This is a genomic window from Labrenzia sp. 5N (assembly GCF_012395805.1).
Taxonomy (GTDB): domain Bacteria; phylum Pseudomonadota; class Alphaproteobacteria; order Rhizobiales; family Stappiaceae; genus Roseibium; species Roseibium algicola.
This window is the reverse complement of sequence record NZ_JAAZTM010000002.1, coordinates 104,654-131,370: the sequence shown is the minus strand read 5'-3', so window position 1 is coordinate 131,370 and position 26,717 is coordinate 104,654. Positions and strand designations below refer to the sequence as shown.

General features: G+C 60.3%; 24 protein-coding genes. 20 read left to right on the top strand and 4 right to left on the bottom strand.

Annotated elements, in window-relative coordinates:
* Positions 1–36: 36 nt before the first annotated feature.
* Entirely contained in the window at positions 37–996 is a 960-nt protein-coding gene (locus tag HEP89_RS01425; RefSeq protein WP_031269629.1) for a sugar ABC transporter substrate-binding protein, read from the bottom strand.
* A 300-nt stretch (positions 997–1,296) separates the two neighbouring features.
* Between HEP89_RS01425 and HEP89_RS01420 the strand changes: the two genes are divergently transcribed.
* From HEP89_RS01420 to HEP89_RS01385, 8 genes are all read left to right on the top strand, one after another.
* Entirely contained in the window at positions 1,297–3,051 is a 1,755-nt protein-coding gene (locus HEP89_RS01420) for an extracellular solute-binding protein (protein ID WP_228148059.1), read from the top strand.
* A gap of 12 nt (positions 3,052–3,063) precedes the next feature.
* Positions 3,064–3,870: an SDR family oxidoreductase gene (locus HEP89_RS01415; RefSeq protein WP_168691173.1), complete on the top strand. Its 807-nt coding sequence runs from the start codon at positions 3,064–3,066 to the stop codon at positions 3,868–3,870.
* A 66-nt stretch (positions 3,871–3,936) separates the two neighbouring features.
* Positions 3,937–5,235, top strand: coding sequence for a Xaa-Pro peptidase family protein (locus HEP89_RS01410; protein WP_168691172.1), 1,299 nt, complete (start codon positions 3,937–3,939; stop codon positions 5,233–5,235).
* A gap of 54 nt (positions 5,236–5,289) precedes the next feature.
* The gene (locus HEP89_RS01405) at positions 5,290–6,285 is read left to right on the top strand and encodes a thiamine pyrophosphate-dependent dehydrogenase E1 component subunit alpha (protein WP_168691171.1); all 996 of its coding nucleotides are present in this window, start codon (positions 5,290–5,292) and stop codon (positions 6,283–6,285) included.
* A gap of 11 nt (positions 6,286–6,296) precedes the next feature.
* Positions 6,297–7,295 (top strand): alpha-ketoacid dehydrogenase subunit beta, encoded by a 999-nt coding sequence (locus HEP89_RS01400; RefSeq protein ID WP_168691170.1) that lies wholly within the window; start codon positions 6,297–6,299, stop codon positions 7,293–7,295.
* Positions 7,285–8,628, top strand: a complete 1,344-nt coding sequence (locus tag HEP89_RS01395) for a biotin/lipoyl-containing protein (protein ID WP_168691169.1) — start codon at positions 7,285–7,287, stop codon at positions 8,626–8,628. Before HEP89_RS01400 ends, HEP89_RS01395 begins: the two co-directional genes overlap by 11 nt.
* Before the next feature lie 16 nt (positions 8,629–8,644).
* Positions 8,645–10,075 (top strand): NAD-dependent succinate-semialdehyde dehydrogenase, encoded by a 1,431-nt coding sequence (locus tag HEP89_RS01390; RefSeq protein WP_077290579.1) that lies wholly within the window; start codon positions 8,645–8,647, stop codon positions 10,073–10,075.
* Between the two features lie 9 nt (positions 10,076–10,084).
* Positions 10,085–10,990 (top strand): 2-oxo acid dehydrogenase subunit E2, encoded by a 906-nt coding sequence (locus HEP89_RS01385; RefSeq protein WP_168691168.1) that lies wholly within the window; start codon positions 10,085–10,087, stop codon positions 10,988–10,990.
* Between the two features lie 267 nt (positions 10,991–11,257).
* Here HEP89_RS01385 and HEP89_RS01380 read toward each other — a convergent pair whose 3' ends face one another.
* On the bottom strand, positions 11,258–11,896 hold the full coding sequence (locus HEP89_RS01380) for a TetR/AcrR family transcriptional regulator (protein WP_168691167.1): 639 nt from the start codon (positions 11,894–11,896) through the stop codon (positions 11,258–11,260).
* Positions 11,897–12,041: 145 nt separating this feature from the next.
* Between HEP89_RS01380 and HEP89_RS01375 the strand changes: the two genes are divergently transcribed.
* The 6 genes from HEP89_RS01375 to HEP89_RS01350 all read left to right on the top strand — a co-directional run bounded on the left by HEP89_RS01375 (position 12,042) and on the right by HEP89_RS01350 (position 18,819).
* Positions 12,042–12,875: a xanthine dehydrogenase family protein subunit M gene (locus tag HEP89_RS01375; protein WP_168691166.1), complete on the top strand. Its 834-nt coding sequence runs from the start codon at positions 12,042–12,044 to the stop codon at positions 12,873–12,875.
* Positions 12,872–13,372, top strand: a complete 501-nt coding sequence (locus HEP89_RS01370) for a (2Fe-2S)-binding protein (protein ID WP_168691165.1) — start codon at positions 12,872–12,874, stop codon at positions 13,370–13,372. The genes HEP89_RS01375 and HEP89_RS01370 overlap by 4 nt, the downstream gene beginning before the upstream one ends.
* On the top strand, positions 13,369–15,750 hold the full coding sequence (locus tag HEP89_RS01365) for a xanthine dehydrogenase family protein molybdopterin-binding subunit (RefSeq protein ID WP_168691164.1): 2,382 nt from the start codon (positions 13,369–13,371) through the stop codon (positions 15,748–15,750). Before HEP89_RS01370 ends, HEP89_RS01365 begins: the two co-directional genes overlap by 4 nt.
* Positions 15,751–15,798: 48 nt before the next feature.
* Positions 15,799–16,854 (top strand): C4-dicarboxylate TRAP transporter substrate-binding protein, encoded by a 1,056-nt coding sequence (locus tag HEP89_RS01360; protein WP_023001700.1) that lies wholly within the window; start codon positions 15,799–15,801, stop codon positions 16,852–16,854.
* 76 nt (positions 16,855–16,930) lie between these two features.
* Positions 16,931–17,494: a TRAP transporter small permease gene (locus tag HEP89_RS01355; RefSeq protein ID WP_023001699.1), complete on the top strand. Its 564-nt coding sequence runs from the start codon at positions 16,931–16,933 to the stop codon at positions 17,492–17,494.
* Positions 17,491–18,819: a TRAP transporter large permease subunit gene (locus HEP89_RS01350; RefSeq protein ID WP_168691163.1), complete on the top strand. Its 1,329-nt coding sequence runs from the start codon at positions 17,491–17,493 to the stop codon at positions 18,817–18,819. Before HEP89_RS01355 ends, HEP89_RS01350 begins: the two co-directional genes overlap by 4 nt.
* A 151-nt stretch (positions 18,820–18,970) precedes the next feature.
* Here HEP89_RS01350 and HEP89_RS01345 read toward each other — a convergent pair whose 3' ends face one another.
* Entirely contained in the window at positions 18,971–19,870 is a 900-nt protein-coding gene (locus HEP89_RS01345; RefSeq protein WP_075281367.1) for a LysR family transcriptional regulator, read from the bottom strand.
* A 179-nt stretch (positions 19,871–20,049) separates the two neighbouring features.
* Between HEP89_RS01345 and HEP89_RS01340 the strand changes: the two genes are divergently transcribed.
* Genes HEP89_RS01340 through HEP89_RS01320 form a run of 5 tightly spaced genes read left to right on the top strand, consistent with a single transcriptional unit; the run spans position 20,050 to position 24,758 of the window.
* Entirely contained in the window at positions 20,050–21,060 is a 1,011-nt protein-coding gene (locus HEP89_RS01340) for a hydroxyacid dehydrogenase (RefSeq protein WP_168691162.1), read from the top strand.
* 2 nt (positions 21,061–21,062) lie between these two features.
* Positions 21,063–21,743 carry an RraA family protein gene (locus tag HEP89_RS01335; RefSeq protein WP_173017421.1) on the top strand — a complete coding sequence of 227 codons (681 nt, stop codon included), beginning with the start codon at positions 21,063–21,065 and terminating at the stop codon, positions 21,741–21,743.
* A 26-nt stretch (positions 21,744–21,769) separates the two neighbouring features.
* Positions 21,770–22,723, top strand: coding sequence for a tripartite tricarboxylate transporter substrate binding protein (locus tag HEP89_RS01330; protein WP_168691161.1), 954 nt, complete (start codon positions 21,770–21,772; stop codon positions 22,721–22,723).
* A 59-nt stretch (positions 22,724–22,782) separates the two neighbouring features.
* Entirely contained in the window at positions 22,783–23,244 is a 462-nt protein-coding gene (locus HEP89_RS01325; protein ID WP_023014641.1) for a tripartite tricarboxylate transporter TctB family protein, read from the top strand.
* A 5-nt stretch (positions 23,245–23,249) separates the two neighbouring features.
* Positions 23,250–24,758, top strand: coding sequence for a tripartite tricarboxylate transporter permease (locus tag HEP89_RS01320; protein ID WP_075281364.1), 1,509 nt, complete (start codon positions 23,250–23,252; stop codon positions 24,756–24,758).
* Between the two features lie 192 nt (positions 24,759–24,950).
* On the opposite strand, the gene HEP89_RS01315 is transcribed toward HEP89_RS01320, so the two are convergent.
* Positions 24,951–25,853, bottom strand: coding sequence for a LysR family transcriptional regulator (locus HEP89_RS01315; RefSeq protein WP_168691160.1), 903 nt, complete (start codon positions 25,851–25,853; stop codon positions 24,951–24,953).
* A 111-nt stretch (positions 25,854–25,964) separates the two neighbouring features.
* On the opposite strand from HEP89_RS01315, the gene HEP89_RS01310 reads away from it, so the two are divergent.
* Complete coding sequence (locus HEP89_RS01310; RefSeq protein ID WP_168691159.1) at positions 25,965–26,717, top strand: glucose 1-dehydrogenase; 753 nt, start codon at positions 25,965–25,967, stop codon at positions 26,715–26,717.

Below are 26,717 nucleotides of genomic sequence, written 5' to 3'. Positions count from 1 at the left end.
CTTGGCTCGCGCCCCAGTCGGGCTTGACCTTCAGGTTCAGAAGACAGGCTTGTCGAATTCGGCCATGTTGTCCTGGGTGATCTTCGGTGTGTCGAAGTAGTTCAGGAAAGGGACATCCTTGCCGGACAGGATATCGATTGCCGTCTGCAGGGCAGCTTCGGCATCGTCAACGGGCGACTGGTAGATCGAACCCCAGTATTCGCCGCGCTCCATCGCCTCGTAACCGACGGAGAAATTGGTCGCGCCGACGAAGATGATGCCCTCACGACCGGCGGCCTTGGCGGCATTCAGCGCGCCGACACCCATGTTGTCGTCTCCAGCGTAAACGCCGTCGATGTCGTCATACTTGACCAGGAACGCTTCCATGACCTTCTGGGACTTTTCGCGGTTCCAGTCGCCCGGCTGGGTCTCCACCAGCGTCACATTCGGGCAGACTTCCGGCAGGCGGTCTTCGAAGCCCTTGGCGCGCTCGATCGCCGTCGTGTAGCCCGGCTGGCCGGAAATCTGAACGATCTGGGCTTCGTTCTCGATGCCCATGGCCTTGAACTTGTCGCACATGATCTCGGCGGAACGGGAGCCCTGGGTGATGTTGTCCGGGCCGGAGAAGGACTTCACGAACTCGAAGCCCTGTTCGGCGATGTTCGAGTTGGTCACAATCACCGGAATGTCAGCCTTGAAGGCCTTGCGGACGGCCGGGATGACGGCTTCACCGTTCGTCGGCCAGATGATGATCGCGTCCACTTCCTGCTGGATCAGGTCTTCCATCTGGGCGATTTGCCGGGCGACGTCGCCGCCGGCGTCCAGAACGACGGTTTCGACATCCGCATTGGCGTCGGCTGCCGCGATGAAGGCCTTTTCATAGGTGGTCTGGTAACTGTCGACGCCGACGTTGTTCTGCGTGATGCCGATCTTCATCGTTTCTGCACCGGCTGCACCAGACAAGGTCAGACCTGCGACGGCCGTCGTGGCGACAAGCAGCGAACGGAAAGTGTTCATTGTTTCATTTCCTCCCTGAGAGACCATTTCGAATGGTCTGAATTCTGAACCGTGCCTCCTCCTGACACGGATATGCGCCCACCGTGAGCGTCACTCAAAAGCCTGCACGCCTCGGCAGAACGACGCCCCCTCGAAAATATCCAAAATGGATGTTCTTATATCCAAAATGGATTTTTTGGCCGTTTTTCTAATCGGCCACGTCGCTCACGCTTAGGAGGACATTCAATGTCGATCCAAAAAATATCCAAAACGAGGAAACGCAGCAGTGGTTCATCCCGTCCGGAAAACTGGAGCCGAGCGATGAACCAGCAAGAGGGAGAGTTGGTTCGCGAAAAGACTTATCTGACGCAACAGGCCAAGACGGAAATCCTCCAGGTTCTCAGCTTTCTGGAGAACTTTGAAGAAGAGATGGATGGTCTGTTGGAGATATCTGCTCCGAACCCCTATGTCAAAATGTCGACCTATCTGGTGAAAAGGCATCTGGAAGCGAAGGCGGTGACCCCGACCTCGCTCATTGGCGCGTCGGGCGTTCCCTACGCGACAGCCAGCCGCCGCATGCGCGAGATGATCGACAACGGCCTGATCGAGCAAAGGCCGAGGACGTCTTCCGGCAGAAGCTACTCCCTCCATCCGAGCGCCGACATGCTGGAGGCATGGACCCAGTTCAGCAGCCGTGTCCGCAGGATGGCGGCACAATCGTTCGGGTCTGCCGATCTGCGCTCCGGCACACAGGACTATTATTTCGGCGGGTCCTATCTGGAAGCCCAGACAATCCAGCCGCCCCAGGTCCTGCTTGAACCCTTGAAACTGTCTGGCGATCTTCGTGTCCTGGTTCATGGCGATCCCACCTTCATGGTGATGCACGGCCTCAAGCGCCAGTTTGAGCAGGTGGTCGGGTGTTCCATTCAGCAGCGGGCCTTTTCCATCGACCGGCTTCACGAAGAAGCGGTCAAGAACGCCCACAGGGCGACAAGCCGCTATGACCTGATTGCCCTGGACCTGCCGTGGCTGGGCGAGTTTGCCGAGAACGGGTATCTCCTGCCGCTGGACGAAGTGCTGGATGTCGAGCGGCTTCAGCCGAGCGATTTTCACACTGCCGGCTGGCAGGCAGCTCACTGGGGAGGCAAGCCATACGGTGTGCCCTCGCAGACCACGCCGGAACTGCTGTTTTACCGGAAGGATCTGCTGGCGGAAGCAGGGCTTGAACCGCCCCTCACGACGGACGCGCTGCTCAAGGCCGCCGCCCGGCTCAACGACCCGGTTCAGGGCAGATACGGAATTGCCTGGAACGCGGCACGCGGGACAGCGCTTGGCCATACATTCATGATGACTTGTGCGGACTTCGGTCAGCCTATTCTGGATTTGCCCAAACAGGCTGGTGGTTACGACGCCTCACGACTGGCAGACGGCGGCTACCGGCCGGTCATCTATTCCGAACGTGCACTCGATGCCGCCGAATACCTGATGGCGCTGTTGCAATATTCGCCGCCAGATATCCTGTCGATGTCCTGGTACGAGCGCGTCCGTCCGTTCGCCAGCGGACGTGTAGCGATGGCCTACGGCTATACTTTGCTCGCTCCATACTTCGAACAGAATCCGGCCTGCGCGGCTCACGGCAAGGTTGGTTTCCTGCCGCATCCTTCCGGCCCCAATGCGCAGAATATCGCCCCGGTCGGCGGCTATCTGCTCGGCATTCCGGCCAATATCGCGCCGGAACGGCTGGAGGCGGCAGCCGAAGCGCTGATCGTCTTCACGTCGCCTGAAGCGCAAAAGCTCTACGTCGAACACGGCAGCCGCACCAATCCGCGCTATTCGGTTGGCGCGGACCCGGAAGTCCGGCGCCTGTCTCCGATCTTTGAAGCGGTGGACGCCATGTCCTGGCGGGACGAACTGCAGTTCTGGCCACGACCGCCGATCCCGGAAATCAACGACATCATCCGCATCTGCGGGGAGGAATGCCACGACATGTTGCGTGGCGTGAAGACGCCAAAAGCCGCGTTGCAGATGGCTCAAGATCGTGCCGACCGACTTCTGCGGGAGGCTGGAAAACTTTAATGGGAGGAATTCATGGACCCCAATCGGCTCAAGGGAAAAAACGTTCTGATTACCGGTGCCGCACGCGGCATGGGCGCAACCAACGCCGAGCATTTTGCAGCTCAGGGCGCCAACGTCTGTCTTGGTGATTTGGACCTCGACGAAGCCCAGGCCGTCGCGGATCGCATTAATGCGGCCGGTAACGGCAAGGCGGTTGCGGTCAAGATGGACGTGACGCGCCGCGAGGACAATGCCGCGGCGGTGGCGGCAACTGTCGAAGCCTTCGGTAGCATCAATGTGGGCCTCTTCAACGCCGGCCTCAACAAGCCCCGTTTCTTCATGGATATCGATGAGGACAACTGGGATCTCATCATGGGCGTCAACACCAAGGCAATGTGGCTGGGTATGCAGGAAACCGCCCGGCAGATGATTGCGCAAGGGCCACAGGATTTTCCCTACAAGCTGATCAATGTCGGCTCCATCGCCTCGCGCAAGCCGCTGGTGGATGTGACCGTCTATTGCACGTCCAAATATGGCTGCCTGGCTCTGACCCATTGCGGGGCCGTTGCGCTCGGCGAACACAACATCACCGTCAACGGCTATGCCCCCGGCGTGGTGGTGACACCGCTTTGGGAACAGCTCGACAAGGACCTTGTCGAAATAGGGTTCAAGGAACGGGCCGGACAAGCCTACGAAGACATCGCCAACAACGAACTGGTGATCAAGCGTGTGTCCTATCCGGATGACATCAAGGGCACCGCGTCGTTTCTCGCCAGCCACGACAGCGATTACATGACCGGCCAGATGATCCACATCGATGGCGGCTGGTGCATCCAGTAACACTCTGAAAAACAATATTCTTTTTCACATGACGGATGTGCGTAGTTGCATCCGAAGGAGAGAGCCATGTCTCGCGCACTGTTCCCCAACCTCCTGACGCCACAGGATCTCGAGCCGCATTGGCGCTGGGAGGGGCGTTTGCCTGCCTGGGGGCACACATCCGTCGATTTCGAACGCCGTATCGACCATGATCGGCTGCGCCGGTATCGCCTTGCCAGAACACGGGAGGCGCTGAAGGCCTCTCCCGCCGGTACGCTGCTGCTGTTTGACGTCAACAACATCCGCTACGTCTCGGCCACCAAGATCGGCGAATGGGAGCGGGACAAGATGTGCCGCTTCTGCCTGCTGACGGGCGATGATGCCCCTTACGTGTGGGACTTCGGTTCAGCCGCCGTCCACCACAAGAAGTTCTCCGACTGGCTGGTGCCGGATCATTGCCGGGCAGGTGTGGTCGGCATGCGCGGCACCATCCCGCCGGAATTCGGCCTGATGCGCAAATATGCCCGCGAAATTGCCGGGCTGATCCGGGACGCCGGCATGGCGGACATGCCGGTCGGTGTCGACTATGCCGAAACCGCCATGTTCCATGCGCTTCAGGCAGAGGGACTTAACGTGGTGGACGGTCAGCAGATCATGCTGGCGGCGCGCGAGATCAAGAACTGGGACGAGATCCAGCTTCTGACGCAGGCGGCTTCCATGGTCGATGGCGTCTATCACATGATCTACGAGGAACTGAAGCCGGGCGTGCGCGAGAACGACATTGTCGCCCTGTCCAACAAGATGCTCTACGAGATGGGATCGGATGATGTCGAGGCGATCAACGCCATTTCCGGCGAGCGCTGCAATCCGCATCCGCACAATTTCACCGACCGCTATTTCCGTCCGGGCGATCAGGCGTTCTTCGACATCTTGCAGTCCTATCAGGGCTATCGGACCTGCTACTACCGCACCTTCAACATTGGCCGGGCAACCCCGGCGCAGCGTGATGCCTACGTCAAGGCGCGCGAATGGATCGATGCCTCCATCGCCATGATCAAACCCGGCGTCTCCACCGACAAGGTGGCGGAAGTCTGGCCGAAGGCGGAGGAGTTCGGCTTCCCCAACGAGGAGACAGCCTTCGGCCTGCAATTCGGCCACGGCCTGGGTCTGGCCCTGCACGAGCGGCCGATCATCTCGCGTGCGGTCTCGCTCGACCATCCGATGGAAATCAAGACGGGCATGGTGTTCGCGCTGGAAACCTACTGCCCGGCCGCCGACGGCTATTCCGCCGCCCGGATCGAGGAGGAAGTCGTGGTGACGGATACGGGCGTCGAGGTCATCAGCCTGTTCCCGGCCGAAGAACTTCCGATCGCCAACCGGTACTGACCTGCCCATCGTGCCCGGCCGCGCGGCGGCCGGGCCCAGTCAAGGGACAACAAGATGAGCGCTGCGAAGAAAAAGAAACACAACACGGAAGAGTATCTGCGCATGTACACGCAGATGGTGCGCATCCGTGCCTTCGAGGACAACGCCAACCAGCTTTACCTGTCGGCGAAGATGCCGGGCCTGACCCACATGTATTCCGGTCAGGAAGCCGTGGCCGTCGGCATCTGCGAAGCGCTGACGCCCGAAGACAAGATCACGTCGACGCACAGGGGGCACGGTCACTGTGTCGCCAAGGGCGCGCATTTCAAGGAAATGTTCTGCGAGCTTCTGGGCAAGGAAGAGGGCTATTGCCGGGGCAAGGGTGGGTCGATGCATATCGCCGATCAGGCCAACGGCAACCTTGGCGCCAACGCCATTGTCGGCGGTTCCATGGGCATTGCCACCGGATCGGCACTCACCGCTAAGCGTCTGGGCACCGGGCACGTCACCGTGTGTTTCTTCGGAGATGGCGCGACGGCACAGGGGCTCTGGTACGAGGTCATGAACATGGCCGCGCTCTGGAAGCTTCCTGTCATCTATGCCTGCGAGAACAACGGCTACAGCGAATACACCAGGACCGAGGAAATCGCGGCCGGTTCGCTCACCGCCCGGGCGGAAGCCTTCAGCATCGAGAGCTTCAAGGTCGATGGCCAGGATGTGCTGGCGGTGAACAAGCTGGCGGGAGAGCTCGCCGCCAGATGCCGAAAGGGCGAAGGCCCGTTCTTCATCGAACTCGACACCTATCGCTATCACGGCCACCACGTCGGCGACATCAACCGCGACTACTACCGCGCCAAGGATGAAGAGACGGAGTGGAAGTCTGCGCGCGACCCGATCACCAACTTCGGCAAGTGGCTGATCGACCAGAAGATCATGACCGCCGACGAACTGGTGGCAATCGATAATGAAATCGCCGCCGATGCGGAAGCTGCCGTCAAATATGCGCTCGACGCGAAATATCCGGATGTGCGGGAAGTGGACATGCATGTCTACGCCGACACCGCCGCCTGAGGAGGGACGCCATGACACGTGAAATCACCCTGTCCAGGGCCGTCAACGAAGCCATCGCGGAAGAAATGCGCCGGGATCCGTCGATCATTCTCCTGGGCGAAGATGTCGCTGAGGCCGGAACGCCGTTCAAGGTGCTGTCCGGTCTGGTGGAGGAGTTCGGAACGGACAGGATCATCGACACGCCGATATCCGAACCCGGGTTCATGGGCATAGCCGTTGGTGCGGCGATGACCGGACTGAGGCCGATCGTCGATCTGATGTTCGGCGACTTTCTCTATCTGGTCATGGATCAGCTCTGCAATCAGGCCGCCAAGACCCACTATATGTCCGGCGGCAAGCTGAACGTGCCGCTGGTCCTGCGCACCAACATGGGCGCGACCCGCCGCTCCGCCGCCCAGCACAGCCAGTCCCTGCAGGCGCTTGTCGCCCACATTCCGGGGCTCAAGGTCGCCATGCCTTCTTCTGCTTACGAGGCCAAGGGCCTGATGAAGACCGCAATCCGGGACAACAATCCGGTGGTCATCTTCGAAGACAAGCTGATGTACAACGACAAGGCCCCGGTGCCGGAGGAAGAATACCTGATCCCCTTCGGCCAGGCGCACATCAAGCGCGAGGGTCGGGATGTCACGCTGGTGGCGACCTCCTCCATGGTGCAGGTAGCCGAGGAAGCAGCGGAAACGTTGTCGCGCGAGGGCATCAGCGCGGAGATAATCGACCCGCGCACGATCGTGCCGCTGGATGAGGAAACCATCCTGCGTTCAGTCCGCAAGACGTCGCGCGCCATTGTCATCGACGAAGGCCACCAGAGCTACGGCGTAACGGCGGAAATTGCCGCACGCATCAGCGAGAAAGCTTTCTACCACCTCGACGCGCCAGTCATCCGCATGGGCGCCATGGACGTGCCGGTGCCGTTTTCGCCCGCCCTAGAAGACATCACCGTGCCGAATGCCGCAGGAGTTGCCGACAACGCGCGCAAGATCTGCCGCGGGGAGCTGATCCATGCCGCATGAGGTGATCATGCCCGCGCTCGGCATGGCCCAGGACAGCGGCCAGTTGCTGGCCTGGCACAAGAAACCGGGAGAGGCGGTCGCCGCTGGCGATGTGCTTTTCGAGGTGGAAACCGACAAGGCCGCCATGGAAGTGGAGGCGCAGAAGGAAGGCTATCTGACCGACGTCTCCGTGGAAGCAGGCAGCGATGTTCCGGTCGGCCAGGTGATCGCGATGATCTCTGAAACTCCGGAAGGGGCTGGAGAAGCAGGCAATGCGCCTTCACCGGAGAAGATCGCCGATACGGCAGAACCCGCACCGGGCGGCGCGGAGACCGGGGAGGATGAGCTGCCAGACGGACATCAGGTGATCATGCCGACGCTCGGCATGGCTCAGGACATGGGCCTTTTGGTTACTTGGTGCAAACAGCCCGGAGAAGCCGTTGCGGCTGACGACATTCTCTTCGAAGTGGAAACGGACAAGAGCACGGTTGAGGTTAATGCTGGCCGCGACGGTTTCGTGGCCGCGCTTCTGGCGGAAGCGGGAGAGGAAGTGCCCGTCGGCCAGGCGATCGCGGTGATTTCGGAGCAAAAACCGGACAAGGCAGTGTCGCGCAAGGCGGCTGGAGCACCAATCTCCGCAGCCGGTGAAACAGCGCCGGAGCGGCAGGAAAAGACGGAACCTGTTAACACGCCTGCACCTTCTCCTGAAAAACGGATGACGGCCAAGACAGCGCCCGGGGTGGCCGGGAGAGTTCTTGCGTCCCCCAAGGCACGGCGGCTTGCGCAGGAACAAGGGCTGGACCTGCAGCGTCTGGCCGATGCCGGCCACCCCCAGCCGTTTCACGTCAAGGATCTGGAGACCCTCAAGACCCTGCACGCGGAAACGCCGGCGGCAAGTGCCACGGCGCAGCGCTTCGAACTCAGGGCAGAGGTATCGGGTACAGGATTTGCAGACTTCGTGGCCTGGGCGAAGGAAAACGGCGGGCAAGCCGATCAGGCAGCTCTGCTAGCCGGGTTTGCGGCTGCCAGTTTCGGGAACTTTCCCGCCAAAGTCCGCGTTGAGAATATGTGGCAGTCGCAAGCCTACTCCGCTGCTTCGCTCTGGCTTGGTCAGGTCAAACCGGCAGACGACGATCTAGAAGTGGATCTGCTGGTGCGTGACCTGAGAGCAAGCCGCATCTCGGCGCTTCAGCTTAATGCAGGCAAATGCCCTGTCATCAGCATCCTGCGCCAGGGGGAGGATCTCGCTCTCGTGCTGGAATGGACCGGTGACCGAGTGACCACGCCTCAGGCGATTGACCTGCTTTCCAATTTCGCGGGTCGGATGGAGCAACCGCTCCGCCACCTGCTTTGAACCCAAGGGGACCATTATGGACCATACAGATCTTTACATTAACGGCACCTGGTGCGCGGGAGCGAGCGGCGAAAGGTTCGACGTTCTGAACCCGGCAACCGAAGAGGTGCTTGCCTCCGTCGCGTCCGCAGATATCAAGGACGCGGATGCCGCGCTGGATGCCGCAGAAGCCGCGATGGCAAAATGGGCCGCCAAAACGCCGCGCGAACGTTCTGAAGTGCTCCGCAAGGCGTGGGAATTGATGACGGCGCGGCTGGAAGACTTTGCCCGCATGATCACGCTGGAAAACGGCAAGGCGCGCAGTGACGCCATGGGCGAGGCGACCTATGCCGCCGAATTCTTCCGCTGGTTTGCCGAAGAAGCCGTACGCGCCGACGGCCTCATCACCCATGCGCCTGCCTCTGGCGCGCGCATCATCGTGCAGCACAAGCCTGCCGGCCTTGCGGTTCTTGTCACGCCATGGAACTATCCTGCGGCGATGGGCACCCGCAAGATCGCTCCGGCTCTGGCCGCCGGCTGCGGGGTGATCATCAAACCGGCTTCCGAAACACCGCTGACCATGCTGGCGCTCATGCCCCTCCTGGAAGAAGCCGGCGTTCCGGCAGGCCTCGTCAATGTGCTGCCTTCCAAGCGCACCGGCGCGCTTGTCGACCACATGCTGCACGACCCGCGCGTGCGCGTCGTCTCCTTCACCGGTTCCACGGCGGTTGGCCGCAAGCTGCTGCATTCTGCGGCCGATCAGGTTCTCAAACCGGCGATGGAACTTGGCGGCAACGCACCGCTGATCGTCTTTGACGATGCCGACCTTGATGAGGCGGTGCAGGGCACGATGCTGGCCAAGATGCGCAACCTCGGTGAAGCCTGCACGGCGGCCAACCGTATCTATGTACACGAAGCCGTTGCCGACGACTTTACCCGCCGACTTGTCGAGGCCATGAAAAAACTGAAGGTTGGTGACGGATCTGACCCGGATGTGGACGTCGGCCCGCTGGTCAATGCGGAAACCCGCGACAAGGTTGCGGTTTTCGTTCGTGATGCCGTTGAGAAGGGGGCGAAGATCGAAGTCGGTGGCGACCTGCCGGGCGGAAAGGGCTTTTTCTATCCGCCCACGGTTCTGTCGGGTGTGCCCGAGACGGCCGACTGCGTGCACGACGAAATCTTCGGGCCCGTCGCCGCCCTCCAGACCTTCACCGATCAGGACGACGTGATCCGCAGAGCCAACGACACGGAATACGGTCTGGTTGCCTATGTCTTCACGAAGGACATGAAACGCGGCCTGCAGGTCTGCGAAAAGCTGGACTATGGCATGGTCGGCTTCAACCGCGGCCTCGTCTCCGATCCGGCGGCTCCCTTCGGCGGCACCAAGCAGTCCGGCCTTGGCCGTGAAGGCGGTCATGAAGGCATGCTGGAGTTCATGGAAACCCAGTATATTTCGGCAAGCTGGTAGGAGGTGGAGATGTCCGACGTGATCGCACCGCCTTCGGTCAGGGCGCTGGCCCGGCAGAAGGGCATAGACATAGAGAAACTCGCGCGCGACATCGGACGCACGTCCATCGCCCGCGAGGATGTGGAGGGCGAAGGCGATACTGGGATGTCGCCTTCGGTCTCAGCTTCTCCAGTTGAAACAGGAGACCGCGGGTACTGGGACGTCGACCACGCGCTTTCCGGCCCCATAACGGAAGAATCGGTTTCAAGGTTCGCGCAGGTTGCTGCGCAGAACATGGCCGCCGCCCAGCGGCTCATTCCCGCCGTCACCCATCACGACCGCGCGGAGATGACGGCGATTGAAGCCCTGCGCAAGGAATTGCGAACGGAAGCCGGCGAGCGCGGCGTGAAGCTGACGGCGCTGGCTTTCCATGCCAAGGCCTTGTCGAAGGCCTTGCGGGAGTTCCCGAAGTTCAACGCTTCTCTCAGTCCGGACGGCAAGACGCTGTTCCTGAAGGACTATGTGCACCTTGGTATCGCGGTCGACACCGCCCACGGCCTGATGGTGCCGGTGATCCGGGACGTTGACCGGAAAGGCCTCTGGCAGATCGCGGCGGAAATCGCCGACCTTGCCTCCAGAGCACAAGAGCGCAAGGTGCGCCCTGATGAAATGGGCGGTGCATCCATGACCATCACCAACCTCGGCGGGATCGGCGGCACCGCCTTCACACCCATCGTCAACCCACCCGAAGTCGCCATACTCGGCATCACTCGCACGGAAGTGGCCCCCGTCTGGGACGGGGAGGCTTTCAAACCCGTCCAGATGGTGCCCCTCGATCTCAGCTACGACCACAGGGTCATCAACGGCGCCGACGCTGCGCGCTTTCTGAGCTATTACGCGGGTCTTTTGAAAGAGCCTCGGCGGATGTTGATCTGACGGGGTGTCCGCTGGATTTACCTCACTGCAAGATAGAGGTTCCTGGAATGTGTGTCGCTGCCTGGGAGCTTGTGGACGCTATGCGGTCCTTGAAAAACCTGAGGAATAGCCGGAACGACGTTATCTCTGTTCTCCACGAAGTTACCGAAATCGCGTTTCCGACTGTCCAGCTGCGCTTCGAACAGGATTGGAGCCTTGTCCCGCGTGTGCCCTTCCGGGGGTGGTGAATGAGCCGCTGGAACAGCGGACAACCTCTTCAGCACCAGCTCAAGGGCAGGGACTGATTCCGAACGACAGCAGGAAACGGTCGATCGCTCTTGATATGGCCTCGGACGGATCGTCCGGGCAGGGGGTTCGGTAGATGTGCTGTCGGATGCCGATGTAGACGATGCCGCCGTGCAGGTTCCAGATATCTTCCATGACCGGTGTGACGCCGGAACTGACCTCATGCTCGATCTCGCCCAGGAGCGGCAGCAGGATGACGTCACCCAGATGTTTGAGATAGCGTCGGTTGAGTTCTGCGCCATAAAGGCCGGAAAACATGAAAATCCGCATCCACTCGTACTGGAAGATGAGTGTGCTGTATTCAGTGTAGAAATCGAGCAGGCGCCGACGCAGCGGCACTTCCCGGTCGGTCAACCGCTCCGGCCAGTCGGGAGAAAGTCGACCGAGGTACACCTTTTCGTAGACCGCCTCTATGAGGTCGTCCTTGGTGGCGAAATAGTTGAAAAGCAGCGATTGCGTGACGCCAATACGCTTGGCGAGATCGCGTGTGTTGCCGTCAAGGCCGACCTCGGCGAAGAAGGCGACGGCACCTTCAACGATCTGCAGGCGGCGTTCGGAAGGGGGCAGCCTGCGACGGCTGGAAGTGTCCCCCGTTTCGGCGACATCGGTCATTCCATTCATGTTCCTTTTCCTGCCTCCCTCATACGGCACGCAATAATCTACTTGCAATCTTCCGATTTTTATAGATCATCTGATCAATAAAGTTGAGCAGATGCTCAATAAGCGATGCTGGAGGGCGTCGCGATGAAATCGGGAGGGAGACGCCATGAAGGCATCGGCGGGCGGTTATGCCCGGGCATCCAGTTTGCGCAACGCGCTGGAAATGCTGGCCGCGAGCGACGGCAACGGCCGCGTGCTTGCAGGTGGCCAGAGCCTGGTTGCGGCCTTGAACCTGCGTCTCTCCGCAGGCGACGTCCTAATCGACATTTCCCGCCTGAGCGAGCTTTCCCGGGTAACCGAAACGCAGGATGGTCTGCGGATAGGTGCGCTGACTTCGCATGCGGAGATTGGTCGCAACCCGCTGATCCGGCAGTCTGCTCCGCTTCTTTCACAGGCAGTGGAATTCATCGCCCATGCTGCGATCCGCAACCGCGGCACCATAGGTGGTGCGCTGGCTCATGCCGATCCGGCTGCGGAGTTTCCAGCCTGCGTTCTGGCCCTTGGCGCCACGCTACATGTGGAGGGCCTCAACGGCTCGCGGGACATCCCGGTGGAAGATTTCTTTCAGGACATATTCGAAACGGCCATCGAGGAGGGTGAAATCCTGACCGGCCTCTCGGTCCCGAAGGCAGAGCCCGGCGAAAAGCAGGTCATCGTCGAGGTTGCCAGGAGATCCGGCGACTATGCCCTTGCCGGAGTGTGCCTCGTCAAGCGCGCCGATGGACACCGGCTGTCGCTTTTTTCCGTCGGGCCCAAGCCGGTCCTTGCCGAAGGGGCCATGGCCGCTCTCGACCAGGGCAACATTAATGGCGCCGTTCAGGCTCTTCAGGCGGAAATCGACCCACCGTCGGACACCCAGGCAAGTGCCGCTTACCGCCGCCACCTTGCCGGTGTCCTCTTACGCCGCGCCGCCGCCAGGATCGAGGGAGGAAACGCATGACGGAGATGTTCCGCGACAAGATCGACATCAGCCTGACCGTGAACGGGGAGCCCGTTGAGGCGCGTGTTCCGGCAGGTCAGCATCTCGTTGATTTCCTGCGCGGCGAGCTTGGCCTTACCGGCGCCCATGCAAGCTGCGAACACGGTGTCTGCGGTGCCTGTACGCTGAAGGTCGACGGCAAAGCCGTGCGTGGCTGCCTGATGCTGGCCGCCCAGGCGGACGGTGCCGACGTCTGGACAGTGGAAGGCCTGTCGGACCAGGGCGCGATAAAGGATCTTCAGGACGTCTTTGTCGAGCGCAATGCGCTCCAGTGCGGCTTCTGCACGCCCGGTATGCTGGTTGCCATTAACGAGCTGCTGGAGGCCGGCGGCATGCCGTCACGCGATCAGATCCGCGAGCATCTGTCGGGCAATTACTGCCGCTGCACCGGCTACGAAGCCATCGTGGATGCAGTTGAATCGGTAGCGCGCGTCCGCGCACGGAAGGGGGCCGCATGACCATTCAATTCGGTAATCCGGACCGGCCCAATTCCTATATCGGCAAGACGGTCCCGCGGCCCAACGCCCGGCGTCTGGTCCAGGGGCGCGGCGTCTATGTGGACGACATCGTGCTGCCGCGCATGGTCCATGTCGCTTTTGTGCGTTCGCCCTTCGCGCACGCGAAGATCAACCGTATCGACGCCGAGGATGCAAAATCGGTGAAGGGTGTGCTCCGGGTCTTCACGGGCCAGGACATTGCCGAGGTCTGCAAGCCGTGGGTCGCTGTGCTCGCCCATCTGAAAGGCCTGAAATCCCCGCCGGAGCATGCGATTGCCGTTGACCGAGCCTGCTGGGTCGGCGAACCGGTGGCAGCCGTTGTCGCGACCTCTCGCGCTGCTGCCGAGGATGGCGCGGCTCTTGTCGATGTTGACTACGAGCAACTGGACGTCGTCACCGACATGATGACCGCGCTCGATCCTGAAACGCCGGTGCTGCATCCGGATATGGGCGACAACCTCGCCTTCCGGCGCCTGCACGAACAGGGGGACGTGGACGAAACCTTCCGGACCGCGCACAAGGTCGTCTCGGCGCGGTTCGTCACCGGACGGCACACGGGCGTGACGCTGGAGCCGCGCTCGATCCTGGTCGACTGGAACCCGGCCGAGGAACAGATGACCGCCTGGCATGCGACGCAAGCGCCCCACATGATCCAGACAGTTCTGGCCACTCATCTCGACCTGCCGGAAAGCCGGGTCCGTGTCATCTGCGAGGATGTCGGCGGCTCCTACGGCATCAAGGTGCATGTCTATCCGGACGAAATGGCGACGGCTGCAATCGCCAAGATCATGAAACGGCCGGTGAAATTCATTGCCGACCGGCTGGAAAGTTTCTCCAGCGACATCCACGCCCGCGATCATCAGATCGAGGCGAGGATTGCAGTTGGAGAAGACGGCCGGATCCTCGCCATGGATGTCGATGACTGGACGGCGATCGGCCCATATTCGGTCTATCCGCGCACCTCCGCCATCGAAGGCAACCAGGTGGTGAACCTCTGCGGTGGCCCCTATGACTTCCAGAATTACCGGGCCAGGACCACGGTCGTCTTCCAGAACAAGACGCCGACCTGCCAGTACCGGGCAGTCGGCCATCCGATCGCGGTTGCGATCACCGAAGGCCTGGTGGATATGGCGGCCGCCGAAATCGGCATGGACCCGGTCGAGATCCGCCGGCGCAACATGTTCAGGGATGATGCCTATCCGGTGACATCTCCCGCGAACATGCGTTTCGAGGGGCTGTCGCATCACGCCTCCATGGACAAGCTTCTGGAGCTGATGGACTACGACGGCTTGCGAGCCGAACAGGCAGAGCTCCGCAAGAAGGGCATCTACAGGGGCATCGGTATTGCAAGCTTCATCGAGCTGACCAATCCCTCGCCCTTCATGTACGGTATCGGCGGCGCGCGCATTTCGGCACAAGACGGTTGCACGGTGCGGATGGATCCGGACGGATCGATCGTTGCGCTGTCCGGCGTAACCGAACAGGGGCAGGGCACCGAGGCGATGCTGAGCCAGGTGGTTGCCGAGGGGCTTGGCGTGTCCCCTGCGCGTGTGCGCGTCATTACCGGTGATACACAAGTGACGCCCTATGGTGGCGGCACCTGGGCGTCGCGCGGAGCCGGTATCGGCGGCGAGGCTGCGCTGCAGGCGGCGCGGGCGCTGCGCGATTCCATCCTTGAAGTGGCCGCTTCCATGCTCCAGGCCGATCAGGCGCAGCTCGACATCCGCGACGGCGCTGTGGTTGACAGCACTTCGGGCGAAGCCCGCATGCCGCTCGAGGAGCTCGGCCGGATCGTCTACTTCCGCGGCGACACATTACCGAAGGGCCTGCCGCGGGAACTCGTCCAGACACGGCACTTCATCACGTCCGAATATCCCTTTGCCTTCACCAACGGCGTCCAGGCCTCCTACCTCGAGGTCGATACGGAGACCGGCATCGTGAAGCTGCTGAAGCATTGGTGCGTCGAGGATTGCGGGCGGGTGATCAACCCGCTTCTCGTGGACGAGCAGATCCGGGGTGGGATCGTTCAGGGACTCGGCGGAGCGCTCTTTGAGGAAATCCACTATGACGCGGAAGGCCAGCTCCTGAACGGCTCGATGGCAGACTACCTCGTGCCGATGGCAGCTGAAATGCCCGACATGATCATCGGGCACGTTGAAACGCCGACGGGGGAGAGTTTGCTCGGGGCCAAGGGCGCGGGCGAGGCGGGCACTGCCGGTTCTCCGGCCGCCGTCATGAATGCGATCAACGACGCCCTGCGGCCCATGGGCGCGCAAGTGACAGAAATGCCGTTCACGCCTGAACGGATCGTGAGAGCACTTGGAACCTTGAATGACTGAACCAGAGGAGCCTGGGAGGATAAGGCTCCGAATGCAGGGAGGAAAATCATGAAGTTCGTAACATTGGCAACCGCAACGGCCATGCTGGCCAGTTCTGCCGGCCTCGCCGCCGCGCAACAGGCGATCACGGTCAATATCGGTTCGTCGCATCCGGAACAGAACATCTGGGTCTATGCGATGAAGAACACCTTCCAGCCGGAAGTGAACCGGATCCTGGAAGCCGCCGGCGAATACAAGGTCGACTGGGTGGAGTCCTATGCCGGCACGCTCTACAAATTCACCGACACGCGTGAAGCCGTCATGGACGGCATCGTCGATGTAGGCATGGTCGGCACCGTCTGGGAAGGTGCGAACATGCCGCTCCAGAACGTGACCTATTTCACGCCGTTTGCCACGGAAGACCACAAGATGATCATCGAGATCTTCGATGATCTTTCGGCAAACCTACCGGAGCTGCGTGACAGCTGGGCGGAAAACGGCATGGTTCATCTGTCATCGCTCATCACCGACAGCTACGACATCTATGCCACCTTCCCGGTCAACTCCATGAAGGATCTTGAAAACCGCAAGCTCAACGCCCCGGGAACCTCGGCCAACTGGTTGCGCGGGACGGGGGCAACGCCGGTCGATGGTGCACTGACGACCTATTACACCAACATCCAGACCGGCGTGACCGAAGGTACGCTGTCCTTCGCGTCGGGCATTCTGCCGACCCGCGTCTATGAAGTCGCGCCGGAACTCACCCGCGTGGGCATCGGCTCGATGTATTTCGGCGGCATCGCGGCCAACAAGGACTTCTTCGACGGTCTGCCGGAACCGGTCCAGGCCGCCTTCCGGGAAGCTGCGAAGGCAACTTCCGCGGCACACGGTCAATATGTCGAGGATCTTGCCACGCGAGCACTCAAGGAAATGCAGGAAGCGGGTCTGACGATCCACGAACTGCCGGAAGCAGAAAAAACCGCCTGGGTGAACGGACTGCCGAATATCGTGGAACCGTGGCTGGAACAGACCGGCGATGCCGGCCGTGTCGTGCTGAAGGCCTATTTCGACGCCCTGCGCGCACGCGGTGCGGAACCGCTGAGGTCCTGGGACGAAGGGCTCTGAGAGCGGCCTTGCCTCACACCTCTCCCGCCCGGCATCTTGTCCGGGCGGGTTTATTGAGAGCGAACTGGACGTAACGATGACGGATGAGACCAGAACCGAGGCCGACGACGCCTATGTCCCGGCTTTCTCGGAAGCGCCTTTCGGCGCAATGCTCGGCGGCACGGCCGCCATCATGTCATCGGTCGGTACACTTTCCATCGGCGCGCTCATGATACTGATCGTCGCTGATGTCCTTGGTCGAAACTTCTTCAACGCGCCGATTACCGGCGTTGCGGAAATCGCTGCGCGCACCGTTGTTGCCATCGTCTTCCTGCAGGTTGCCGCTGCCATCTTGCAAAAGCGCCTGACCCGGGCCGATTTTCTCGTCCGGCGTCTTGAAAGCGTGTCGCCGAAAGGTGTCTGCCTGATCGAGGCCCTGTTCTCCCTCTGCGGCGTCATCGTGTTCGGTCTCATTCTCTGGGCTTCCTGGCCGAAATTCGCCAGTGCCTGGGCGACGTCCGAATTTTTCGGCGTCCAGGGCGTCTTTACCATTCCGACCTGGCCCTTCCGGGGCATAACGGTCCTGGGCTCGGCGGTGGCTGTTTTGGCCGCGTTCTACCGGGCGCACACAGAAATTCGCATGTTCCGGAGCTTTTCATGACGACGTTGACCATTGGCTTCCTGCTTGTCGGCGCGTTGATCGTTCTGGTTCTGCTCGGCATGCAAATAGCCTATGCGCTGTTCCTGGTGGCCTTTGCCGGGATATGGATCATCCGCAATAACATCGACCTTGCCTTCAGGATGCTGGAGCTGACCGTCTACAGCGGCATTGCCGATTATCTGTTCGCGACCATTCCCCTCTTCGTCCTGATGGGGCTGCTGGTGAGCGTTTCCAACGTCGGGCGGGACACCTTCGAAGTTGCAGAGGAACTGCTGCGCCGGGTCATCTGCGGTCTCGGGGTCGCGACTGTCGCGGCCAACACGATCTTCGCTGCGGTCACCGGCGTCTCCATCGCCTCGGCGGCGGTATTCACCCGTGTCGCAGTCCCTGAAATGGAGCGTCACGGGTATCGCCCGGCCTTTGCTGCGGGCACGGTCGCGGGCTCATCGGTACTCGGTATGCTGATCCCGCCGAGCTTGCTCCTCATTATTTACGGGGTTCTGGCAGAAGTCTCCATCGGTGGCATGTTCATCGCCGGCATCGTGCCGGGGCTGATGCTTGCCGGTGGCTTCGTGGCAATGCTCGTTGCCGTGACCGTGCTGTTCCCGGGTTTCGTTCTCACCGATCCTGCTGCTGCGAAGGAGCGCCGTCGCGACAGCGCCATCGAACCGATGCCGCTTGGCCGGATGATCGCCAAGCTGGTGCCGATCATCCTGCTCGTGGTTCTGGTGCTCGGCGGACTTTATTCGGGATATTTCACACCAACAGAGGCTGGCGGTGTCGGCGCCTTCGGTGCGCTGCTGGTTGCGCTTTCACGCCGTTCCCTCAACCGCCATAATCTGTGGCGGGTGATGAAGCAGACCGGTGTGATCTCTGTATCGATCCTGCTGCTGCTTGTCGCTGCCAGTTACTATTCGCGCATGTTGTCGATTGCCGGCCTTCCCAACGCCATCGCAAGCCTCGTCAACGAGACCGGCCTCGGCCCGATGGGCTTCATGATTCTGTGCTCGGCGCTCATTCTCGTCATGGGCATGATCCTCGACAGCACGTCGATCCTCCTGATCATGGTACCGATCGCAGCGCCCATCGCGCAGCACATGGGTATAGACCTCAGCCAGTTCGGCATCGTCATCGTGATCGCCGTTGAAATTGGCCTCCTGACGCCGCCCTTCGGCATCTCGGTGTTCACGGTGCACAATACGCTCAACGATCCGGACGTTTCCGTCGAACAGATCTTCGCGGGCACGATGCCATTCATCGCAGTCATGCTGCTGGTTTTGCTGCTCGTTATTCTTCTGCCAGGCATTGCCACCTTGTTCTTGTGATGGAAAAAACAATGCGAGGATCTTCCGATTGTCCAGGCAAGGACTTCTTTCTCGGCCCTGAGACCGAACGACCTCGTTGGTGACAGCCTTTTTGACAAGACACATTTATGAGGTGGCGCAGCCTACCGGCTGGTGATCCTCCGGAGGATGGTCAAGACACGTCCTCTATTCTGCTTACGCCATGCGGGGCGCAAAGTTCGGCAAGTACCGTGTGGATACGCGCGATGATTTCAGCCCGCGGCGATACGATCCGCTCAACGATGCCGATTTGCCTTGTCACTTGCGGATTGCCGAAAGGGAGTTTTGTCAGCCGCTGGTGATCCGGTTCCTGCAAGGCGACATGCGGTACAACGGAAACTCCCATGCCTTGCCGGACACATGTGACGATGGACCCGATCGTGTCGATCTCGGCAATATCGTTGGTTGCGATCCCCATGCGAGAGATCTCCGTGTCGATAAGGTTGGCAAGCGGCACGGCGCTGCGAAATCGAATGAACGGACAGGTGGCAAGCAGGTCGGCGGGGTCGGTGGATTTTGTGTCTTCCGGTGCGATCAGCCAGAGCGGCTCACGAAGGAAGGGGCTCCAGCGCAAGGCGGGCGGAATGCCGACATGCTCCGCGACCACTGCAGCATCGAGCCGTCCGGAAGCCACATCGGCAATCAGGGTTGAAGACAGCGAAACTCTCAGATTGGTTTTCAGATCGGGATACTGGTTTCGCATCTGGACAATGGCTCTCGGCAGCAGATTGAGTGCACTGGAACGAACAGAGCCCAGCATGAGGGTGCCGGCGAGCTTGTCTCCCCGCAGATTTGCCTTGGTATCGTCTTCGAGACGTAACATCTCCTGAGCCATTTCAAGGACTTGAAGTCCCTGCGAGGTCAACTTTGGAGGACGGGACGACCGTTCGAACAGGATGATGTTCAGTTCGACTTCCAGCGCCTGGATCTGTTGACTGACTGCCGATGGCGTCAGGTTTACGATCTCCGCCGCCTTGGTGAAGGTGCCATGGGTTGCGATAGCGACCAGGGTCTTGAGTTGACGGGTGTCCATACCTTCATCCAGTTTTTCTTAACATAAGAACCAGATTAATTCGCTTTTGTTAAGTCATTCTATCCGTTACCCAAGATGGCGGAGGAATTCAACCGTGCAAGCTGGGAGGCGGACGCGGTCACTCATCCCCTATCAAAGTACAATCACTTTCCGCTTGCGGAGAGCAGAGAGACGTACGCATGAGCAAGAAAATCCTTGTGACCGGCCCCGACCTCGACCCAAGTGCTGTCGCGCTTGTGAAAGACCACGGATACGAAACCGTTCATACTCCGGCCTATGCAGACAGTGATGTGATCTCCACGCTTCTGGTCGAGACCGGGGCGGAAGGGATCGTCTCGCGGATGGGCCGGCTGGATGCCGACGTCCTTGAAAAGGCTCCAAAGCTGCGCGTCATTTCAAAGCATGGTGTTGGCGTCGACAACATCGATCTCCAGGCAGCCGCATCCCGCGGCATTCCGGTACTTGTTGCAACGGGCGCGAATGCAGTTTCAGTCGCCGAACATGCGATTGCACTCATGCTTGCCACCGTGAAGCGCATCCTGCCGCTTGACGCAGGGCTTCGTGCCGGCCGCTGGGAAAAGGCAGGTTTTCTCGGCCGCGAGCTGGCAGGAAGCCGACTGGGCCTGTTGGGGATGGGGTCTATTGCACAGGCAACAGGCCGAATTGCCAAGGGCATTGGCCTGAACCTGATCGGCTACGATCCCTATGCCGACAACGACGTATTCGAAAGACTGGGCGTAAAACGCTGCAGCTCGCTCGAAGAGCTGCTGGAACAATCCGATGTCCTCAGCCTTCATTGTCCGCTGACCGATCAGACACGCCAGATCCTGAACGCCGAAGCCATCGCGCGCATGCCGGAAGGCAGCTACGTGATCAACACGGCGCGTGGTGGGCTGATTGACGAAGACGCGCTGCTCGCTGCAATTCAATCAGGCCATCTTGCAGGCGCGGGACTTGACACTTTTGCCGTGGAACCACCCCAGGCGAACCATCCGTTCTTCAGTGAAAACCGCATCGTTGTCACTCCGCATATCGGCGGTGTCACGCGCGAAGCCGGCGCACGTGTCGGAGTGGAAGCCGTGCGCGGCATCTTTCAGGTTCTGGATGGCCAGCCTGTCGCCCGCGAACGCATAGCAAATCGTGCACTTCTGGCCGACGCCGGTGCCATGTACGCCAAAGCAGGAGAATGAACATGTCGGTTGGCTTTCGTATTTGCAGCCGAAAACAAGCTGCGCCGCTGGAACTCGTTGCTGAATTTGCCAAGCTTCCGGTTGCCAATGTCTCCGACTGCATGGGACGCCTCGCAGCCGCCGGTCCGCGCCTGCGGCCGATGCATGCCTCCGGCGGCCTGGCCGGTGTGGCGCTGACCGTCAAGAGCCGTCCGGGTGACAACCTGATGCTGCACAAGGCGATCGACCTGGCCAAACCCGGTGATGTGATCGTTGTCGATGCCGGTGGGGATCTTTCCAATGCCCTCATGGGTGAGCTGATGCTTGCCTACGCCGTCAAGCGAGGGGTTGCGGGCTTCGTCTTGAATGGCGCAATCCGCGATGTCGATGCCTTTCTCAAGACCAACCTGCCGACTTTCGCCGCGGGGGTCACCCATCGCGGCCCTTACAAGGACGGCCCGGGTGAAATCAATGTTCCGATCAGTCTGGACGGAATGGTGATCGAGCCAGGTGACATCGTGCTGGGCGATTCCGATGGCGTGCTCGCGGTTCCCCTGGATGGGGCCGAGAAAATTCTTCGTCAGACCCTGGCGAAACAGGATGCCGAAGAACGGCAGATGAAGGCAATCGCTGAAGGCAAGAACGATCGCAGCTGGGTGGACGCAGCCCTCAAGGAACGCGGTTGCGAATTTCCGGATTACTGAACAGTCTCAACAAAGGGAGGAGACAAATGCTTACTTACCTGAAGGCTTCTGCAATTGCAGGTGCGCTGGTTATGGTCGCTGGGGCTGCCATGGCCGACTATCCCGAAAAACCCATCGAGGTCATTGTCGGATATTCCGCGGGCGGCGGCACGGACGTTATGGCTCGCACCGCTGCACCGTTCATCGAAAAATATCTGGGCGAAGGGGCAAGCCTCGTCGTCAAGAACATGCCGGGTGCAAGTGGGCAGATCGGCATTACGGAAACGGCGAGATCTTCTCCGGATGGCTACACGCTCGGCACCTTCAACCTTCCGGGCATGATGGCGCGCACGATTGATCGTGAAGCGGAATATGATGCCGACAGCTTCACCTATCTCGCCAATGTGGTGAACGATCCCAACGTGATCGTCACCTCCAAGGCGAGCGGTCTCGACACGCTCGACAAGCTGATCGCGGAAGCCAAGGCCAATCCCGGGGCCATCACCGTCGGGATGTCCAGCCTCGGAGGCGATGATCACTTCGCGCTGATCAAGCTTGAAGGCCTGACCGAAACCGAGTTCACCATCGTACCGTTCAAGGGCTCCGCCCCGGCGCGAACCGCACTCATGGGCGGACACGTGGCGATGGGGATCCTCAACATTTCCGAGGTGGCCGAGTTTCAGGAAGAACTGAATGTACTTGGCGTTGCGACGCCGGAGCGCTCTGACTTTGCGCCAGACCTGCCAACTTTCAAGGAGCAGGGGCTGGACCTGATAAACGGATCCATGCGGGGGTTCGTTGCGCCTGCCGGCCTGCCTGAGGATGTAGAGGCTAAGCTTCTTGCCGCATTCGAACAGCTTGCCTCTGATCCGGAGTTCCTCAAAGCCATGAAGGAAACCGCAAATCCGGTCGAGGTGGTAACCGGGGACGATTTCAAGGCATTGACCGAGGATCTGCATACCCTTGCAAAGCAGGTCTGGGATACGACTCCCTGGAACTGATGCGCGTTGCGCGGGGCACGCCCCCGCGCGGCCTCTCTTACTCAGATAAAGCCAGTGCCATGTCCGACCATCGTACACACCGCCTTCTCCGGCCCGAGACACTGACCGCTCTTGGCATCGCCGCGGCCGCGTTTGCTTTTCTCTACCCGACCTCGACATTGAGGCCGATATCTGCCCTGCTGCCAGCCGTGATGCTGGTCGGGCTGATCATCCTCTCGCTACTGCTTCTGATCGCCGATCAACGCAAGGCGTCGGCTGGTGAAGAAACCGAGCCCATGAGCAAGTCACCCGGCCGGGTTGCAGGTGCCTTTCTGCTGATCCTTGGCTACGCATTGGCCACCGACCTGATCGGCTTTTACCCGAGCACAGCCATAACCATTCCGCTCGTTGCCTGGCTCTTCGGCTATCGCAACCCACTTGGACTTGCAGTGGCAACCCTGGTCGTTGTCGGAGCCATCTGGCTGATCTTCGATTACGGAATGTCGCAAGACTTTCCGGCAGGACGCCTCTGGCAGGAGTGATCTCAATGTACTCCGATCTTCTCAGCGCACTTCCCGAAGTTTTCGGGCTGGCCAACTTTGCCGCTGTCGTCATCGGCGTGATTGCGGGCATCGTTGTCGGTGCAATGCCCGGCCTGAGCGCCACAATGGCCATCTCCGTGCTTGTGCCATTCACGTTCGGTCTCGAACCTCTGGTCGCGCTCGGTCTGATGGCCGGCATCTACAACGGTGCAATGTATGGCGGTGCCATCCCCGCAGTTCTTCTGCGCATTCCCGGCACCCCGGCAGCCGTTGCCACAACGTTCGACGGTTATCCGATGGCGCAAAAGGGCGAGGGCGGATTTGCGCTGCAAGTGGCCGTCGTCTCATCTTCGATCGGCGGCATCGCAAGTGCCTTTGCCCTGATGCTGCTCGCGCCTCCGCTCTCCAAGGTCACGCTCCTGTTTGGCCCTTCGGAAGTGTTCTGGGTTGCCGTGTTCGGCCTTGCCAGCATCATCTTCCTGCTGGGAGGCAACCCGGTAAAAGGGCTGATCAGCGCCTGTTTTGGTGTCTTCGTCTCAGTGGTGGGTTCGGACCCGATCTATGGAAATGATCGCTACACTTTCGGACAGCTGGAGCTTCTGGACGGCGTCAATATCGTCATTCTGCTCGTCGGCCTCTACGCGCTGCCTCCGGTCATCGATCTGCTCGAAACGCCTTTGAAAACGGACGGCGTCAACAGTTCCAAACTGGGAACGGAGCCGATCTGGCGTGCTCTGCCTCGCATGTACCGCTTCTGGAAGACATGGATCCGTTCATCAATCATCGGGATCTGGATCGGAATTCTTCCGGGAGCCGGCGGTTCGATGGCTGCTTTCATGTCCTATAACGAAGCTCGCCGGGCCTCGAAAACACCGGATACCTGGGGCAATGGTGAACCCGAAGGCGTTGCGGCCGCGGAAACAGCAAACAATGCCGACACCGCTTCCGCGCTCATCCCGGCCCTGACACTTGGCATCCCGGGAACTGCTGTCGCTGCGGTCATGCTGGGTGGGTTGCTGGTGCATGGTCTGCAGCCGGGGCCCATGCTGTTCCGGGACAATCCGGACGTGGTATTCGGCTTCATGTGGCAGTTCCTGTTCGGCGCGATCCTTCTGGTGCTGCTTGGCGGGGCTCTGGCAACGAACAGTTTTGCGCGCCTTTTGAATCTCCCGCGTCCTCTTCTGGGGTCGGTCATTATCGTCTTGATGCTGATCGGGGTCTATTCGATCCACGGACGGATGTTCGATGTCTATCTGATGCTCGGCTTCGGTGCGATCGGCTGGGTAATGGACAAGCTCAAGTTCCCGCTGCCACCGGTTGTCCTGGGTCTAATCCTGGGTGGGTTTGCCGAGGAAAACCTTCGTCTTGCCTTGCGGATCGGACGTGGCGACTGGCTGGTCCTGTTCTCGAACACGACCAGCCTGGTTCTGGTCGCCCTGACGGTCGCGGTTGTCGTCGGGCCGATGATCAAGCGTCGGTTTCAAGCCGCCAAAAGGGAAGAGGCTACCAGCTGACAAGACCTTGAGTGTTTGACGGGAAACATGCCTGAAAAATCAGGACCCCGGTGCAGAGCGATGAGTTCGCATCGGGGTTTTCCGCCGGTTCCATTCCTTTCCGTGAAATCTGTTTGCTTTGGTTTCTCGTGGATCCCCCACATGTGTCTTTCGAAGGACTGAAGCAGTCGCAACATGGGTAGGTTTCGACTGCTATTCGTAGCTCAGTGCATCCTTTGGAAAACAGCGGGCAAGATGGTCGATGAATGATCGGACAGCTGGCGGCAGCCCGCGCCGCGTCGTGAAGACCAGATGCACGATCCCTTTCTGACTTCGCCATTGCGGGAGGACACGCACAAGATCCCCGGTAGCCAGTTCCGCGCTGCAGACGTGGTCGGGCAAAAGCGCTACACCGAGACCCTTCTTCACGGCCGTTCGTGTTGCCGAAAAATCCGCGCAGCCCATCCTGGCCTGCTTTCGAAACGCGCGGGTTTCGCCCATGTCGGTTTCGATGTGCCATTCGATTTCATCCGCGCTATCGCTCGTCGATAGCAAGGGAACTTTGTCCAGGTCATCGACCTCATCAACGGACTGCGCAAGGCTTGGGTTTGCAACCAGAATTCTGATTGAGGTACCGATCGTACGCATTGTCAGCGATGCATCGCTGGTCAACGCCGTGCGCACACGCAAGGCGAGGTCAATGCGTTCCGAGATCAGGTCCAGCGCCCGATCGGCAGCTACCAGTTGTAGCCGTACCTTGGGGTGACGAGACAGGAACTCGCTTATCAGCGGGGCAACAACTTCAACGAGGCCGGTTGGGCATCCGAAGCGGATCAGCCCGTGCGGTTCTGCCCGGGATTCCGCAACCAGGGCATGGGCGTGTTCAGCTTCCGACTGCATGCTGCGGCACCGCTCATAGAATTGCTCCCCGATGTCGGTGACCCGAAACCGCCGGCTTGATCTTTCGATCAGCCTTACGCCCAGGCGCTCTTCCAGCGCCGCTATTCGCCGGCTGAGCTTTGACTTGGGAACGCCGATCGCCCGGCCCGCCGGCGCAAATCCGCGATGCGCCACCACCTCGGCGAAATAAGCCAGGTCATTCAGGTCTTGCTGCATTTATCGTTCTTTCTGTGGAACGCTAAGTGTTGAAATTGCCCACTACAGAAACGATCGTTCCATTTGCATCTTCATGTCAACGGCAATCGTGCCGTCAGACAGGAGAATGAAATGACACAGAACTTCGAGAACAAGGTTGTGGTTGTCACCGGCGGGACCAGTGGCATCGGTCTCGCGACGGCAAAAGCATTCGCAACTGCGGGGGCATCCGTCTTCATCACCGGTCGCCGCCAGGCAACTCTTGACGAAGCCGTCAAGTCCATTGGCGGGCGAACGACCGGCGTGCAGGGAGACATGTCCGTGCTTGCAGATATCGACCGGCTGTACGACGCGGTCCAGCAGCAGCACAGCCAGATTGATGTACTCTTCGCCAATGCCGGTGGAGGTGAATTTGCCCCGCTCGGCGAGATCAGCGAAGAGCACTATCAAAAGACATTCGATACCAATGTGAAAGGTGTTCTTTTCACCGTGCAAAAGGCGCTGCCGCTGCTGCGGGACGGAGCCTCGATCATCCTGACGTCTTCGACCACGGGTACGGCAGGGACACCGAACTTCAGTGTCTATTCGGCAACCAAGGCGGCAGTGCGCAATTTCGCCCGAAGCTGGATCCTCGATCTGAAGGACCGCAATATCCGGGTGAACGTTATCAGCCCCGGGCTGACCGAGACCGCCGGGCTCAACGATCTCTTCGGTGGCGGTGAGCAGGCCGAAGGTGTCAAGAACCACATCCTCGGCAATATTCCCTCGGGCCGGATCGGCCGGCCGGAAGACATCAGCAACGCAGTGCTCTTTCTCGCTTCAGAGGCATCGAGTTTCGTCAACGGCATCGAGCTGTTCGTCGATGGCGGCATGAACCAGATTTAA